This window comes from Metasolibacillus sp., from assembly GCF_025291715.1.
Lineage (GTDB): Bacteria > Bacillota > Bacilli > Bacillales_A > Planococcaceae > Metasolibacillus > Metasolibacillus louembei.
In genome coordinates this window covers 197,866-214,723 of record NZ_JAMBIZ010000003.1, presented here as the reverse complement: position 1 = coordinate 214,723, position 16,858 = coordinate 197,866, and the positions used below count along the sequence as shown (strand labels likewise).

Below are 16,858 nucleotides of genomic sequence, written 5' to 3'. Positions count from 1 at the left end.
TTTTTTTATGCAAAGATAAAATTACTGAAAATTTAGATTTTTATAAAGCGTTGAATTATTTTAATGCGACACTAGTGAGTTTGGATATTTTTATAAAATTATTCACAAAAATAACCTGTAATGAATTCATCTTGTTCCTTTAGGAAACTCTAGCAATAAACCGAGTCCTATTGAGATTTATTTTATAATTCGTAACCTCCTTAAATTTATGACGATTGAAACAATATCAGAGATTTCAGCAACATTTCAAACAACCGTTGCGCACCAGTTTATCTATGGAATAATGTTGCTTATCATAACTCTAACAAAATCAATAAACAGTGTATATCCGTATTTACCGCAATTTCCAAATTTAAGTTTTTTGCGGTAAATACGAATATACATTCATTTTTAATTATGCTAGAATTCTCAAATGAAATAATTAGGAGGTTTTTTAAATGAACTAAAAAATCACTGGAAATCATTAGACTTTCTTCAGAAAAAAAGTTTAATGGATAAGCATATGTTGAAGGGCATTAGGTGCCGATACATTTCAATTATTGCGGGAACAGACCAAGGATGCTATTAATCATATTTCAGAACAGTCGCATTGATTTTTTATGGCACATCGTAAAGCAATTTAACTGTTTATTCAAAATCTCTAAAAACGAGTGATTAGTAACATACCTCATTATAATTTTTAATATTTTTTTCACATTTAATATTAAATATTAAAGAAAAGGAGAAATAGTAGTAATCATTACTATTTTTGTTGTGCAAGAAATGGAATTATTCAATATAAATTTATCATTATAGAATAACCATTTTATACACAATATTTATTCGCATTAAAAGAGCAGCTACCAGCAGAGAAGATCACCCATTGCAATGATTTTCTTATTAGCTTTCATGTAAAAGAGTATCAGCTTACCGCATTTAAGGATGGCCGTGTCTTCGTACATGGCACTGCCGATATACAACAGGCAAAAAGCATTTATTATCAATATTTTGCTTAATAAAGGAAAAACAAGAATCAAATAGAATATATTAATATAGATAACTTAAAGGAGCAAATAACTAGATGAAAACACCACCATTTACAGCATCCTCAATTTAAATTCAAATTGGAGGAGGAAACTTCATGCAAGCTTTATTCATCATCGATGTACAAAATGGCTTAGTTGATTTAACACAATGTGACGATACATTAACAAAAATCGAACAATGTATTCAAACATTTCAGGTACAGGAAAAGCCTATTATTTTTATTCAGCATTTCGACGAGGCACAGGAAAGCGTGCTTCATCCTACTAACAAAGGCGCACAAATTATCGAACGCTTTCAACCATATATAGAGCATCTTGTGATCAAAAAAACACCAAGTGCCTTCTATCAAACAAACTTGCAGGAGCTGTTAGGGAATTTTGGTGTTGAGCATGTCTATATTACAGGCTTTAATACGGAGTTTTGCTGTCAATTTACAGCGATTGCTGCCTATGATCGAGGCTTCCGCACAACCTTTATCGAGGATGCAACAAATACAGTGAATAATGTCGAAACCTACGAAATGACAGGCTTAGATATTCGGGATTTTGTTGGCACTGTGCTGCATTGGTCGAATGTCATTGAAGTGCTAGATATGGAAGAGTATTTAGAGAGTTAATAGAAAAAGCAACCTCCCTTTTTTGGTGGTTGCTTTTTCTTGTAGTATCATTCCATTTATATAGAAAACATCGGTATATCAAAAATCTTCAAATATTTGTCGATTAAAAGTTTAGAGGGGTAAATATATTAAGAGAAAATATTCATTAATTCCCATAACTTACTCTATTGCGGTAAATACGGATATACATTCATTTGGAATTATGCTAGAATTTCCAAATGAAATAATTAGGAGGTTTTTAACATGAACTAAAAAATCACTGGAAATCATTATACTTTCTTCATAAAAAAAGTATAGTTGAAGAGACATTAGGTGCGGATACATTTCAATTATTACGGAAACAGACCAAGGATGTTATTAATCATATTTCAGAACAGTCGCATTGATTTCTTATGGCACATCGTAAAGCAATTTAACTGTTTATTCAAAATCTCTAACAACGAGTGATTAGTAACATACCTCTTTATAATTATATTTTTTCGCATTTAAAATTAAATATTAAAGAAAAGGAGAAATAGTAGTAATCATCACTATTTTTGTTGTGCAAGAAATGGAATTATTCAATACAAATTTATCATTATAGAATAACCATTTTATACACAATTTTAGGAGTTAGCTTTATGAAATTTAAAATAAAACTAGATTATTTAATCATTACTTGTATTTTTTTGCTTTGTATAGCGAGTTGTTTATTTATTTATTCAAGCAGCTCGATAAATGGACAATATGTAGGGGCTATTAATTTTGTTTATAAACAGATAATATTCTATATTGTAGGGTTTATACTAATAATTTTCATCTCACAATTAGATGCCAAACAAATAAAAGCCATCTCTTTAGCTATGTATTTTATTTTATTTATTTCGTTAATAGGTCTAATCTTTGCACCCGAAAGTATCGCTCGACCTGTTAATGGAGCAAAAGCATGGTATCAAATTCCTTTTATCGGCACTTTCCAACCATCAGAATTCTTAAAATTTTCTTTTTTGATAATAACTAGTTGGATAGTTGTTCATCACAATACAAAATATGAAGTGCATACATTTAAGTCAGACATTCTATTACTTTTAAAAATAGGTATTCTTACTTTACCTCCTGTTATTTTAGTGTATATACAACCTGATACAGGAATGATTTTGTTATATGTATCAATGCTATTTCCAATGTTATTTTTTTCAGGTATCCAAAAAAGAATTCTAATTTCAATCTTGGGTATACCCTTGATTCTGATAAGTTTTATCGTAACTTGTTACTTATTTTTCCATGAATTTTATCAAAATAAAATACTCAGTCTTCTATCACCTCATCAAATTTCTAGAATTAATGGTTGGCTTGACCCTTTCAATCATGGGGACTCTGCTTATCAAACCAAACAGGCATTATTAGCGATTGGTTCAGGTGAAATATATGGAAAAGGATTTATGAAAAATAATGTATATATTCCCGAAAAGCATACCGATTTTATTTTTGCTAATATTGCAGAAGAAACTGGATTTTTGGGTGCTTCTGTAATAATAATATTATTATTCATATTAATTTTTCGATTTGTACAAATTGCATTGCTTGTCAATACACAATTCGCTATTCTCTTGATATCAGGAATTATTGGTTTGCTTTCATTTCAGGTATTTCAAAATGTAGGAATGACAATAGGATTATTACCTGTAACTGGTGTCACACTTCCTTTTTTAAGTTATGGAGGAAGTTCTCTGCTTTCGAATATGATGTTAGTCGGGATAATAATCTCTATCAAAAATTCATATAGATACTTTATGTTTGAGAATACGGGAGAGGAAGAATAAAATGGATTCAAAACAACTTAAGGTTCGGGTTTATGTTCTTTTTTTTTATGTATAACCTTATTATTTTGTGTATATGTAATATACGTTGTTCTTACATATTTATCATAAGATATTGCATTTAAATTTTTCATAAAAAAAAGAATTCATTTTGTTTAATCTTTCATCAAAATGAATTCTTTTTATATTGAATTATTTATATGTTGCAGATCAAAATAACAATATATGTAATCTTAATCCCATACAGTTACAATATGATACACAGTTCTGAAATTATCTTTGTGTAAATTGTAAGCTCCCCTAGATAGCCCACTCCAATTTGCACAATTATCCCCTGAAACTCCTGATGTTGTAGCCAATGTTCCCGGTAGTGGTATTCCGATATCTCTAGCTAAATTAAAAGTAACTTTATCTGTTCCTGCGACGCATGCTTTAAGATTGCCACCGTCTGATCCAAATGCAACAACACTTTTCATAGACCAAGTGCCCAAATTTTGCCACCCCGCCGCAGCTGGAGCTACTTCTTGAAATTCTGATGCACTAGCATCTTTCAAATTAAATAATGATATGCTCATAAAGCTTACAACTACCATTAAAATTAACTTCATTTTTCTCATTTTAAATTACTCTCCTTTACTATTGAAACTAATTTAAGCAATACAAATAACACTTTTCGACATCATAACAACTGGTGCGCATCCAGATTGTTGTACGAAAGTATCGTACATATTGCTTAACTATACTTTAGCAAAACTTATAACTCATGAATATCCGTATTTACCGCAATTTTAATAATTTGTTTTATTACGGTAAATACGGATATACATTCATTTAGAACTATGTTAAAATCTCATAAATGAAATAAATTAGGAGGTTTTCACAATGAATCAAAAATTATGGGAAGTTATTCAACTTTTTAAGGAAAAAAATTTTATTGGACAAGCGGAATGGGCATATGCGGAAGAAGTATTAGATACGGATATGTTTCAATTATTGAAGGAACAAATGGAGGGAAAAATTCAACTAATTTCTGAGCAATGGAAATAGTTTAAATCTTTTATGACAACAAAAAAAACAATCCAACTCTTTATAAAAAATTTTCTAGTCACAAGGAATTTGCACCCAAAAATGAAACAAATCATTTTTGGCTTATTACATAGTGAAGGGAAAATATTTCACGAAAATAGCCAGTTCACTTGGGGAGAGTTTTCTTATCACATTTCCTTTTTAATTGTGGGAGAATCTCTTATTTCTCAAGCAGCCGCAATGGAATTATTATTATTAGCAACTGATTTATTTGATGATTTTGTTGATGGAGATAATCCACAATCATTGTCTCCTGCGAAACAAGGTGTTCTAGCACCTGCCTTATTAATGGAAGCGCTCCATTTGTTTAGGCAAGAAACAACACAGTCATTTCCTACAACTTGGAACTGTATTTATCAAAATTTACAGCAGGCAAGTAACGGACAGTGGCTCGATATTTCAATTACCGCTGATCATCCTACCGCAACAGAACAATACTATTTTCAAATGATAGAGAAAAAATCCTGTTCCTTTATACAGCTTATTTTTGAGCTGTATAATACAAAACAAAATCCAGTCTTAATTGAAATTGCAACAACAATTGGCTATGCAGCGCAATTAGCTAATGATATAGGAGACATTTTTGCATCAAATAAAAATGATTTACAACAGAAAAAAGCGACTTTGCCGCTTATTATGGCATTAAAAAAAGATGACGGTTGGTTAAGGGCACAATTGCAACTTCCCAATTTTGATGTAAAAGAAGTCCAAACATACATAAAAGAAACAGGTGCGATAGATTATTGTACAATTTTAGCTAAAAAATATAGTAAGCAGGCAAAAATATTATTACAGCAACAGTATCCAAATAAACCGCGAGAAATTGCACATATCATGGCAATGATTGAATAGAGGTTTTAAATCATGTATCGACATATTTTACTATTTATAGCACTACTGACGATTTGGGTATTTGCTTTTTGGCATGGCTATGCATATCGCCTGTCTTACACTAGTATAGAAAATTCCAGTATCAGGGATTTTATAATCATTACACTATATAACGATTCTACTTATTTTATTGGAGCAGCATTTTTAATTATTGGCTTTTATACGTATACGAAAAAGCCAAAATCCATTGTCATACAGCGCTATTTTTATTTAATGTCTGTTGCAGGAATTGCGATTACCTATGCGAAACCTTCAAGTTATAGAATTCCTATTGCCTATGAAATTGAAACACTTGCTGTGAGTTTTTCTGCTTATTTTTTACTGTATTTTTTTGAACGTTTTCCTACAACAAATCAATCAAAATTGTTCTATCAAATAAAATGGTTTATGTTTGGACTTGCTCTTATTATTAATATTTTAGAAATAGTTAGAGGGTTACTTAGCCTTCAAGATAGCACCTTGTTCAGTAGATTAATTCCTATATTATTAATTACCAACCTACTGATTACATTGCTTTCATGCACTGTCTTAATCATTCGCTTATGGTGCTTCAATACAAAATGGATTCGTAATCAATTAGCTATTTTTCTTGTTAGCTCTATTCTAGCATTTAGCCCATTACTAGGTAGTTTAATTTTAGATGGGCTATTCCACCTTGAAAATTTGCCATTTAACTATACAATACTTACTATCATTCTATTTCCTCTTACGTTAATGTATTTACTAACAAAACAAGAAGTTTTCGATTTTAGTTATTTGGCTAGTCGAGTATTGATTCCTGTAAGTGCATTGGTCTTGATGCTGAGTGTGCTAATTACTATTTTACATTTTATTGTGGAGCTACCAACTAAACAAATAATGCAGAATCTTATTATTTTAGGAAGTGGTTTCACCCTTTTTCTTCTTATACATAAGGGACTCAGACGCTTAGAAAAACCGCGCATAGAGGTACAACTTATTGCCATGCATCAACAACGAAGACAGATGCTCAAAGAATTGTATCATCAAACCTTTTTACCACTTTGCGCGGAACATACGGTAAAACTAATACAGCGTATGCTTGATGTGCAACATGTTGCCGTTATTTGGGCTAGCCCTATGGCAACTGTTTTGTATGATACTGGGCTTTTGGAGAAGCAGGATATTCAGTCATTGTTAAAAAAATATGAAAATACAAGCCAAATAAATTACCAATATCCTTATCATCTATTACCGATTACAGATGAATCTAAATTACTTGGACTTGTAGTTATTGGACAAAAAATAAATTTGGCAGAATGGACAAAAGATGAGTTAATTTTACTAGAGAGCATTTATTTTGAGGTATTACAATTATTTTTGCATGCCCAAGCTTTAGTACAACTCGAACAAGAGTTAAAATCCACTGAACATGCTTCTTCCCTTATACGACATACTAATAAACGATTACTTGCTAGTGTGGAGGACGAGCGAAAAAACCTTTCTATCTTTTTACATGATGATATTTTACAGCAACTGCTTGTACTATTATATGAAATACGTGCAACTAACTCTTATCAAGTTCTAGATGAGCCGTTAGCACAAACAATTGCTACAATTCGTGAGAGATGTCAGGAATTATATCCAACCATTGTCGAAAATTTAGGGCTAAGATTAAGTTTACAGTCATTACAAAAAAGCTTGCAAACACAATATCAAATCCCTATCTACCTATCTTGTGACATAGATGATACCATTCTAGCACCAGAGCTTGCCAAACATATTTATCGTAGCATCAAGGAGCTACTGCAAAATGCAGGAAAACATGCAAATGCGACATCGATTACAGTGACACTTGAAGCTTATCTAGACTCGCTTGTTATAATTGTAGAGGATAATGGTGATGGCTTCACACTGCCAGATGACGAATATTTATATGCTGAGCAACATTTTGGTTTACTTACATTAAAGCGTAGAACAGAGCAATTTGCTGGAACAATGATGATTTCTTCAGTCTTGCAACAGGGTACAAAAATAACTATTACGCTACCACTTGAAAGGAATGAAACAGATGGCGATTAATGTATTGCTTGTAGATGACCATATCGTCGTGCTGGAAGGATTGAAAAAGCTATTAGAAAATGATGCGGAAATACACGTTATTGCTATGATTTCAGATCCTAGTACGCTTGCGAATACCATAGATCAACTTCAACCCGATATTATTTTAATGGATATTCAAATGAAGGGCTATAACGGATTACTTTTAACAAAGCAGCTTTTAAAAAGTAATAAGGAGCTGGCGATTATTATGCTGTCAGGCTATAACGATGATGCCTATTTACAGGGGGCCTATAATGCAGGAGCTCGCTCTTTTGTAGCGAAGGACCAACCGCCACAAGAGCTGATTGCTACAATTAAATCCGTCTATGAGGGAAGTTCTGTATTTCCTCCATTTGTAGAAGGACAAGTTGATTTTTTGTTAACGTCGAAAGAGCAGGAAGTTTTACACTGGCTATCGGCAGGAAAAAGCAATATAGAAATTAGTGAAACACTCCATATTAGCAAACGCACAGTGGAGCATCATATTACCTCACTTATGCGCAAACTACATGTAGATAATCGCATGCAAATTGTATTAAAGGCGATGGAGGATGGCTTACTTAATACACAATAGCCTAAAAAAGCAACTACCCTTTTTATGGTAGTTGCTTTTTAATTTTAATGACTATTCATAGAATCCTTATATTGCTTTAGCAAATCCTCAACCGAATGATCCACCGTATAATTAGCTGTTATTTTTTCTTCTACCGTCATCTGATTGATTAGCTTCTCTACTCTCAAAGTATTTTCCTATTGTGCTAATATATCTGAGTGTGTGAAGTAATCATCTATTGACACATTATATTTTTCTGCTAACAATTCTATGATTTCTTGCATTTGTGGTGAGTAGGTTTGTCGGAATCCCATTTTAGTTTGAAGTGCATAGTCCATCACCTCATCATCGCTGACTTGCATATTTGACTCATTCGCGATTTGTTGAAGAAGCCATTGTTCAAGCATATGGTTCAGTAATTCCTCATCTGTTAAATGAAATTCTAACCGATTTAATTCATGCACAAGCGCTAGAAATAACAAACACAATGCTTGATAACCATGCATAGTTTATTTTACTCATTCCGTAAACCTCGGCTTACGCTTCTCCACCACTGCTTGCACACCCTCATGAAAATCAGCAAGCTCTGTGACAAGCCCCATTTGTGAGGATATATAGTCAAGCGATGAACGTAAGGACATCGTTTGGCTTTGATAAACAGCGCGTTTAATAAACTGAATCGCCGTTGTTGGTCCATTTGCTAACTTTTCTGCATAGGCTTGTGTGTATTGCGCTAGCTCCTCGTCCGGTACAACAAATGTGACAAGCCCTGCCTCTTTCGCCTCATCCGCAGATAATATACGTGCTGTCCATAGCATATCAAGTGCTTTATCAATGCCAACAAGCTTCGGTAAAAAGTATGCGCCACCGTCGCCTGGCACAATACCAACATTAACATAGCTCTCGGAAAATTTCGTAGACTGTGCAACAATGCGAATATCGCACATTAACGCCATATCAAGCCCTGCACCAAAGGCAAAGCCGTGCACTTGTGCAAGAACTGGCTTATCGATTTCCTCCAGTAACAAAGGTACACGTTGAACACGCTTCCATAGAGAATTTTTGCGGGCAAGGGCCGTTGATGTAATATCAGCCTTGCTTTCAAAAAAGCCTTTACCTGCCGCCATCGCTTTAATATCGCCACCTGCACAAAAGCATTTACCATTCCCTTTGACGATTAGTACACGAATTGCATCATCATCGCGTACCGTTTCAAGTGCTTGAATCCACCTTGTAAGCATATCCTCGCTAAATGCGTTCATTGCTTCAGGGCGATTGAGCGTAATTGTTGCAATTCCGTCCTGTACATCGAATAATAAGTCAGCCATTCAAAGTCCCCCTTATTTCGTCGTCATCCATGCCCATAGGTCTTCTATTTGTAGCAATTCTTGCGCTAACTGGTTTTGCCAGTGATGTGCAGTGAAGCCTTCATCGCGCCATGCCCATAGGCGGCGTGTGTAGTGCTGTAAGCTATGCTCATATGTCACACCGATTGCGGCATGCACTTGGTGTGCAGAGGTTGCCACGATTTTACTTGCTTCATCTAGACGGATGCTGGCGAATGCTATTTCAGATCGTTCCATTCCATGTGCTATATTTTCAATTGCTGCTGTTGCAATCGCAGCTTCCCCTGCAAGAATCGCTATGTGTTGCTGGATGAGCTGGAAGCGATGAATAGGACGACCAAATTGCTCACGTTCCTTTGAATAACGCACTGTCAGCTGGAATGCTTTATCGAGTGCACCACTCATTGCAGCTAGCTTCGCTGCAGTGCTATAGCTAATAAGTTGTTGCAGTTGCTGCTTAGATAAAGCTACCTGTGCGATAATCCCAGCTTGTTGGAAGCTGACCGTATCGCGCGGTTCGGCTGCTAAATTCGTTGCTTGTGTAATGGTTGCCTGTGATAAATCAATGACCATTAGCTGCTTTTTTGCCACAAGGACAAGCTGTTGTGCAACCCTTGCCCATGGAACATGATGCAGGGTACCATCCGCCTTATCATACTGCTCATCAAATAAAATTGTTGTTACTGTTGAATAAGGGGTAAGTCCCATCGCTTCCAATATAAAGTTAGCAAGTGTATGCTCCAGTATAGGTGCTGGCACAGCATAGTAGCCTACTAGCTGATAGAGCGCTAATAAATCTGCAATATCGCCATTTGCTCCACCGTGTTGCTCTGTTACAGCGACTTTCAACAGCTCATTGTCCTCTAGCTGCTGCCAAAGTGCACTTGCCCATTGTCCTTCCTCTAGTAAATCTACTGTCTCCTTTGTAACGAAGTCTTTGCACATTTTTTCAAACACATCTGAAACGATTTCTAGCATTTCACTCATTGCGCAATAACCCCTTTCGCTACAATGCCGTACAGTACTTCTGATGTACCGCCTCTTATTGTAAAGCCTGGCGCATGCAAAATGGATTGTGCCATATAGCGGTCAAATGCACGCTCCGCTTGCAGGCTCGGATATGCTCGCACGAGGAGCCTTGCGATTTCAGGTGTTTTTTGTTCAAATTTTGTACCGATGCTTTTGACGAGCGCTGCTAGAATTGCTACTTCGCCACCTTCTTCTAACACCTGTGCAACGCCGAGCGATAAATTGCGTAAGCTCCACATTTCGGCTAATAGTTTGGAGGCAGTTGCTAAGCCAACTATATCATTAGCCTTTTTTAGCTCCGCAATTAATTCATTTAATAATGGAAATGTGCTTAAAATGCGCTCAGGTCCACTACGCTCAAAGGCAAGCTCTGCCAAGCCTTGCGCCCAACCATTGCCAAGTGTCCCAACAACCATATTATCAGGAATGAAAACATTATCGAAAAACACATCATTAAAATGACGCTCACCTGTTAAATAAGGAATCGGCGTAATTGTTACACCAGGTGCATGCAAATCAATGATTAATTGACTTAAACCTTTATGCTTATGCTGCTCATCATAAGGCGCTGTGCGCACAAGTGTCACCATATAGTGCGCATCATGTGCGTTACTCGTCCACGTTTTTGCGCCATTGACAAGCCAGCCCCCCTCCACCTTTTCGGCCTTCGTTCGTACAGACGCCAAATCAGAGCCGCTATTTGGCTCACTTAAGCCAATTGCAAAAAAACATTCCCCTTGAATGATTTTGGGTAAGAAAAATTGGCGCTGCTCCTCTGTGCCAAAACGCAACAACAAAGGCCCTGTCTGTCTATCAGCAAACCAATGTGCTGCAACAGGTGCACCAGCTGCCAAAAATTCCTCCGTTAAAATATAGCGCTCAATTGTACTGCGCTCTGCCCCACCATAATGCTTTGGCCATGTCATACCAATCCAGCCCTGTGCTGCGATTAACTTTGAAAAGGCTGAATCACTTCCACTTAACCATGAATCACATTTCGTTTGAAATGTCCCCGCTTTAAGATGCTGCTGTAAAAAAGCACGTACCTCTAAACGAAATGCTTGCTGCTCTCTCGTAAACTGCACAACTGGTAATTTCATTTCTCCCATCCCCTTTTGTCATGCTTCTACTTTATTTTATCGCTTGCCAAGTATGGATGTCTAATAATTTCGAATTGTCCTTAATTTTCAGAATTGTTTGTGTGCCAGGCACCTCCCATTTTGTCTAGCTGCTCGATAAAGCTTCTGGACTTCAAACGAATGCCCGTTTGCTCCTCATAAATTGTTGTCACAATTTTTTTAATAAACATCTTCGTTTGCGGCTTTAAATCAAGCTTCCCTACTTGCTCAATTGGCATCATATAAAACATCCGAATCAGCTTAAGCTGGGTTGGTGATAAGCGAATGATATATGGATCATGGTGGAAGCAGCGATGGCATAAAAAGCCTCCCTGTGCAAAGGAGAAGGCGAATTCTCCATCTGAGGAGCCGCAGCTTGCACACGCATGTAAAATTGGTTGTACTCCTGCGAACGGCAGCATTTTCCAATCTACAAATAAGGCAATCGCTTCTGGGTCATAGCCTTCATCGATAGCCAGTAGTGCTTGTCTAACTACTTCAAAGGCGAAGGGCTGTGGTTCACCTTCTTCTACTAAGCGGTCGACAAGCTCTCCGATATAGCTTGCATAAGCTGTTGCACGGATATCCGTTTGCAGCGTACGCATTGCATTTAAATGCTCTCCTTGCTGCAATGTGCCCATTCCTGTTGTACGTTGCACTAAATACAAGCCATACATGAAGGGCTGTGTAATACCTGCTAAGCGACTTGTTGGCTTTTTGGCCCCACGTGCCATCACAGCGATTTTCCCTGCCTCACGCGTTAGCAATGTGACGATTTTGTTGGACTCACCATAGGCTCTTGCCTTGAGGACGATTCCCTCCCATTTGTGTAGCATTTTGATTGCACCTCCCTTTTATTCCACATTTTTCGAGATTTATTCCACGTTTTCGAAAGTTTATTCTACGTTTTTTCAGTTTTATTCCACGTTTCCCCCAATGTAAGCAAAAGAAACTCCCACATTGCAGCGGGAGTTTTCATTTTCCTTAATATTCATCCTCGCGGAAGCCAAAGTCACGTAAATGTGTTTGCTTGTTGCGCCAGTCTTTTTGTACCTTTACCCAAAGCTCTAAATAAACTTTTGAGCCAAGTAGCATCTCGATATCTTTGCGTGCTAATGTGCCGACTTCCTTCAACAATGCACCACGCTTGCCGATAACGATGCCCTTTTGCGAATCGCGCTCAACCATGATTGTTGCTTGTACACGAATCATATTTTCATTTTCTTCATCGCGCTTAATTTTATCAATGACTACTGCAATTGAATGTGGAATTTCCTCACGTGTTAAATGCAATACTTTTTCGCGAATCAGCTCGGAAATAATAAAACGCTCTGGATGGTCTGTCACTTGGTCTGCTGGATAATATTGCGGCCCCTCTGGTAAGTACTCCCCCAGCTTTGTTAGTAAGTTTTCAACATTGTTCCCTTGTAATGCGGAAATTGGCACGATTTCGCTGAAAGGGTATTTATCTTTATACGATTCAATAATCGTAATAAGCTCATCTGGGTGCACTTGGTCGATTTTATTAATCACTAAAAAGACAGGTGTTTGATTGCCCGCTAAAAGCTCTAAAATAAATTCGTCCCCTTTTCCGATTTTTTGCTCAGCATTGACCATAAATAAAATAACATCGACTTCACGCAGCGTATTTTTTGATACTTTTAACATAAATTCGCCTAGCTTATGCTTTGGCTTATGAATGCCTGGTGTATCGATAAAAATCATTTGCGAATCGTCCTGCGTCAGTACACCTTGCACTTTATTGCGCGTCGTTTGTGGCTTATCTGACATAATCGCAATTTTTTGTCCGATGACACGATTTAAAAACGTTGATTTCCCTACATTTGGTCGGCCAATAATGGAAATAAAGCCCGATTTATAGGGATTGTTTGCTTGCTGCATAATCTAAATCCTCCGTTGTGAATGCACCTGGTAACAGCTCACCAACTGTTGTTTCTTGTACATCACCTTTTAAGTTTGTTAAATACACAGGCATGTCTGGTGCAAAAAACTCGCTCATTACTTGGCGACATGCACCACATGGAGAGCAAGGCTTATCCGTATCTGCAACGATTGCAATTGCTTTGAATTTTTTAACGCCTTCTGATACTGCTTTAAAAATAGCAGTTCGCTCTGCGCAGTTTGCCATGCTATATGCTGCATTTTCAATGTTGCAGCCTAAATAAACTGTGCCATCCTCCGCTAATAGCGCTGCACCTACTGGGAATTTTGAATAAGGTACATACGCCTTTTGACGTGCTACCTTTGATTGTTCCATTAATGTATTTTTATCCATTCCTTTTGCCTCCTCTAACTACATTAAAACCATTTTGGGAAAAAAATGAGTACCCCGATTATAACACTGCCAATTGCAAATACAAGTACCGCGCCTGCTGCTATATCTTTTGCAGCCTTTGCCAATGGATGAAGCTCTGCTGTAGCTAAATCAACGACGCGCTCAATGGCACTATTTATCATCTCTGCTCCAATGACAAGCATTATTGCCACCACAATCGCTATCCATTCCATTGTCGTTAAGCCTGTGAAAAAGCCTGCAATGCTGACGATACATGCACTTATTAAATGAAAGCGCATATTTTGCTCCTTTGTTGCCGCTATCATTCCTTGAAATGCGTAAACAAAGGAGCGCATAAACTTGCGGATATCCATTATACCTCGCGTCCTAAGCCAAAGGAAGTTAAAATCGCATTTTGTTTAGCGAACATTTCTTTTTCATCTTGCTCATTCATATGATCATAGCCTAGTAAATGTAAAAAGCCGTGTACAGCTAAAAAGCCTAGTTCTCGTTCAAATGAATGACCGTAGTCATCTGCTTGCTCCTGTGTGCGCTCCACCGAAATAATAATATCGCCTAAAACACGCGGTATACCTTCGCCAACAATTTCAATTTCTCCTTCTCCTAGCTCCTCTAACGCAAAGGAAATCACATCTGTTGGTTGATCTTTATCACGGTACGTTCGATTGATTTCATGAATGGCTTCATTTGTCACAAATGTAACAGATAGCTCACTGCCATCATCTAGCTGCTCTTCGTTTGCTGCATGCTGCAGTAAATGCTCTACTAAGTTAATATGTGCCTCTTGCACAGTGTTTGTTTCATCTAAAAAGTCAATTATTAATGCCATCAATGGTCCTCCTATTTTGGATATTCAATGCGAGAATGGAATGTCCCATTTAATGTTGTACATAATACATCTTCAATTAATTTTAATTCCTTTAATGAAATATCACATTCATCAAATTGGTCATCCTGTACACGGTCCTGAATAATAGACTGTATAAGTTTTTTAATTTTTTCAGCAGTAGGCTCCTTCATTGAACGGACCGCTGCCTCCACACTATCTGCAATGCTAATCACCGCTGCTTCCTTCGTCTGCGGCTTCGGACCTGGATAACGGAATGCTGACTCATCAACATTCATGCCCTCTTCCTTCGCTTTATAAACGAAAAACTTTAATAAGCTTGTACCATGGTGCTGTAAAGCAATATCAATAATTTCCTGCGGCATTTTATGCTTGCGCAATAGTGCTGCTCCATCTGTTGTATGCGCAATAATAATATCTGCGCTCGATTGTGGCGGCAATGTGTCATGTGGATTAATGCCTGACATTTGATTTTCAATAAAGAAAGTAGGTCTTCTCGTCTTGCCAAGGTCATGGTAATAACAGCCGACACGCGCTAATAGTCCATCAGCACCAATCGCTTCACATGCTGCCTCTGCTAAGTTCGCTACCATAATGCTATGATGATAAGTCCCTGGCGTTTCTGTTAATAGTTTTCTAAGCAACGGATGGTTCGGATTTGATAGCTCAATTAAGCGCATTGTTGATAAAATACCAAATGCTGACTCAAAGAACGGTAGTAGCCCCATTGTCAACGCGCCAGAAAGCACTGCTGAAATGACTGCTGCTGTAAAGTAGAAGCCAACCTCTGTTAAACCGTAGCCTGTTTGCGACATTAGTAAATAGAAGCTAATAAATAAAATGTTCATAATCGCTAAAATGCCGCATGCCTGCAACAAAGCAGAACGCTTTTCAAGGTTGCGCATAAAGTACAACATTGCGAAGCCTCCAAACAAAATGTACAAGGCAATATCCATCTGCAACACGGCTGCATAGCCGCTATGGAACATAATACCTGCTGATGTTGCAGTCATTACAGTAATAATTGCCGCAACACGGTCATTTACAAGTAAGCGAATCAGCATTGTTGCAAGAGCTGTTGGGAATAAAAAGGCAATTATCACATCGAAATTAACTGCCACGATGCTCATTAATTTCATCATTACGATGCATAACGTGTAAACAATTGTTGTTACAAGCAATTCATTTCGACGCTTAGCTATCGGTTTTTTTGAACGATCAAAAACGATATAAATAAAGGACATTTGCAGGAATATTAAAATAAGCAAGCCGAAAACAGGCTTTAACGATTCCTTCGTATCAAGCATGCCTAATAGCTCTAATTGTCGGTATACCTCGCGATCAATGAGCTCACCCTCTTGCACAATAATTTGCCCTTGTAAAATACGTGTTGGCTCCACCATTTCGCGGGCTTGTCGCACACGTAAAGCCGTCTTTTCCTCATCCAACACTTCCGTTTCAATAATTGCGGCTCGTCCAAGCGTAATCGCTGTGTTGAGCAGTGGCTCTGCGATTGTTGATTGCTGACGTATTTTACTATCAATTTCATTGCGGATTGTTAATATTTGATCTTTACGAAACGGACGATCTAACGCATTTTCGACAATTTGTGCTAAGCTTTCCTTCGTATGAATTAATAGCTCCTCATCGATTGTTAACAATACTTCAAGCTGCGTATTGCTAAAGCTTAAGGAATTTTGAGCTTCTGTAATATCCTTCAAGCCCTCTTTTAGCTCTTCAATCTTTTTTTCTATTGTATCATCTTTTGTTTCTCTTCGTACATCTAGCACAATATCAAAAACGGATGTAACAATGGCTGTCCGATGGTCTACCACCTCTTCATTAAAAACATACACAGGCTCGACAGATTTTTCCGCATTATCACGCTCTCTTTCTGTTTTAACTGTATCTTCTACTGTTTTCACCGAGCGGATTGTTTCGGGTGCAAGTTGCAGTAATTGTATATCATATGTAATGCCCCTTACATTACCTGTCATAAATAGAAATTGAATCGTCGCTGTAATGAAGAGGACTACGATTAAAAAATAACGAAATTGAACGATTTGCATTATGTTTTTTAATTGTTTTTTCATTGCACACCTCCACTTCTTATTTTACCAATTTTTGAGCGTGATTTCATGTTTATTTCATGTCATTTTCGTGGACTAG

Annotated in this window: 17 protein-coding genes and 1 pseudogene; 7 read left to right on the top strand and 11 right to left on the bottom strand. The window is 37.0% G+C overall.

All coding sequences use genetic code 11. The features are described from left to right. Positions 1-866: 866 nt before the first annotated feature. From M3Z76_RS19815 to M3Z76_RS04030, 3 genes and pseudogenes are all read left to right on the top strand, one after another. A pseudogene (locus M3Z76_RS19815) lies at positions 867-995 on the top strand (thiamine biosynthesis protein MoeB); the annotation flags it as partial. Between the two features lie 125 nt (positions 996-1,120). Further along, positions 1,121-1,642: an isochorismatase family protein gene (locus M3Z76_RS04035; protein WP_293920792.1), complete on the top strand. Its 522-nt coding sequence runs from the start codon at positions 1,121-1,123 to the stop codon at positions 1,640-1,642. A 620-nt stretch (positions 1,643-2,262) separates the two neighbouring features. Next, complete coding sequence (locus M3Z76_RS04030) at positions 2,263-3,444, top strand: FtsW/RodA/SpoVE family cell cycle protein (protein ID WP_293920793.1); 1,182 nt, start codon at positions 2,263-2,265, stop codon at positions 3,442-3,444. Positions 3,445-3,674: 230 nt separating this feature from the next. Here M3Z76_RS04030 and M3Z76_RS04025 read toward each other — a convergent pair whose 3' ends face one another. Further along, positions 3,675-4,058, bottom strand: a complete 384-nt coding sequence (locus M3Z76_RS04025; RefSeq protein WP_293920795.1) for a hypothetical protein — start codon at positions 4,056-4,058, stop codon at positions 3,675-3,677. 265 nt (positions 4,059-4,323) lie between these two features. On the opposite strand from M3Z76_RS04025, the gene M3Z76_RS04020 reads away from it, so the two are divergent. Genes M3Z76_RS04020 through M3Z76_RS04005 form a run of 4 tightly spaced genes read left to right on the top strand, consistent with a single transcriptional unit; the run spans position 4,324 to position 8,053 of the window. Next, a complete protein-coding gene (locus tag M3Z76_RS04020; protein ID WP_293920797.1) occupies positions 4,324-4,488 on the top strand; it encodes a hypothetical protein in 165 nt (54 codons plus the stop codon). A gap of 12 nt (positions 4,489-4,500) precedes the next feature. Continuing rightward, a complete protein-coding gene (locus M3Z76_RS04015; RefSeq protein ID WP_293920798.1) occupies positions 4,501-5,379 on the top strand; it encodes a polyprenyl synthetase family protein in 879 nt (292 codons plus the stop codon). A gap of 12 nt (positions 5,380-5,391) precedes the next feature. Next, positions 5,392-7,458, top strand: a complete 2,067-nt coding sequence (locus M3Z76_RS04010) for a sensor histidine kinase (protein WP_293920799.1) — start codon at positions 5,392-5,394, stop codon at positions 7,456-7,458. Then, entirely contained in the window at positions 7,448-8,053 is a 606-nt protein-coding gene (locus M3Z76_RS04005) for a response regulator transcription factor (RefSeq protein WP_293920800.1), read from the top strand. Before M3Z76_RS04010 ends, M3Z76_RS04005 begins: the two co-directional genes overlap by 11 nt. A 176-nt stretch (positions 8,054-8,229) precedes the next feature. Here M3Z76_RS04005 and M3Z76_RS04000 read toward each other — a convergent pair whose 3' ends face one another. From M3Z76_RS04000 to M3Z76_RS03955, 10 genes are all read right to left on the bottom strand, one after another. Next, the gene (locus M3Z76_RS04000) at positions 8,230-8,538 is read right to left on the bottom strand and encodes a hypothetical protein (protein WP_293920801.1); all 309 of its coding nucleotides are present in this window, start codon (positions 8,536-8,538) and stop codon (positions 8,230-8,232) included. 12 nt (positions 8,539-8,550) lie between these two features. After that, positions 8,551-9,360, bottom strand: coding sequence for an enoyl-CoA hydratase/isomerase family protein (locus tag M3Z76_RS03995; RefSeq protein WP_293920802.1), 810 nt, complete (start codon positions 9,358-9,360; stop codon positions 8,551-8,553). A 12-nt stretch (positions 9,361-9,372) separates the two neighbouring features. Then, positions 9,373-10,365 carry an acyl-CoA dehydrogenase family protein gene (locus M3Z76_RS03990; RefSeq protein ID WP_293920803.1) on the bottom strand — a complete coding sequence of 331 codons (993 nt, stop codon included), beginning with the start codon at positions 10,363-10,365 and terminating at the stop codon, positions 9,373-9,375. Further along, positions 10,362-11,507, bottom strand: a complete 1,146-nt coding sequence (locus tag M3Z76_RS03985) for an acyl-CoA dehydrogenase family protein (RefSeq protein WP_293920804.1) — start codon at positions 11,505-11,507, stop codon at positions 10,362-10,364. Before M3Z76_RS03985 ends, M3Z76_RS03990 begins: the two co-directional genes overlap by 4 nt. Positions 11,508-11,587: 80 nt before the next feature. Then, the gene (gene recO, locus M3Z76_RS03980; protein WP_293920806.1) at positions 11,588-12,361 is read right to left on the bottom strand and encodes a DNA repair protein RecO; all 774 of its coding nucleotides are present in this window, start codon (positions 12,359-12,361) and stop codon (positions 11,588-11,590) included. 148 nt (positions 12,362-12,509) lie between these two features. Continuing rightward, entirely contained in the window at positions 12,510-13,427 is a 918-nt protein-coding gene (gene era / locus M3Z76_RS03975) for a GTPase Era (protein WP_293920808.1), read from the bottom strand. After that, positions 13,402-13,821 (bottom strand): cytidine deaminase, encoded by a 420-nt coding sequence (locus M3Z76_RS03970; protein WP_293920810.1) that lies wholly within the window; start codon positions 13,819-13,821, stop codon positions 13,402-13,404. The genes era and M3Z76_RS03970 overlap by 26 nt, the downstream gene beginning before the upstream one ends. Before the next feature lie 23 nt (positions 13,822-13,844). Then, the gene (locus M3Z76_RS03965; protein ID WP_293920812.1) at positions 13,845-14,195 is read right to left on the bottom strand and encodes a diacylglycerol kinase family protein; all 351 of its coding nucleotides are present in this window, start codon (positions 14,193-14,195) and stop codon (positions 13,845-13,847) included. Next, positions 14,195-14,671 (bottom strand): rRNA maturation RNase YbeY, encoded by a 477-nt coding sequence (ybeY, locus tag M3Z76_RS03960; protein ID WP_293920814.1) that lies wholly within the window; start codon positions 14,669-14,671, stop codon positions 14,195-14,197. The genes M3Z76_RS03965 and ybeY overlap by 1 nt, the downstream gene beginning before the upstream one ends. Positions 14,672-14,682: 11 nt before the next feature. Then, a complete protein-coding gene (locus tag M3Z76_RS03955; RefSeq protein WP_293920816.1) occupies positions 14,683-16,782 on the bottom strand; it encodes an HD family phosphohydrolase in 2,100 nt (699 codons plus the stop codon). Positions 16,783-16,858: the final 76 nt, after the last annotated feature.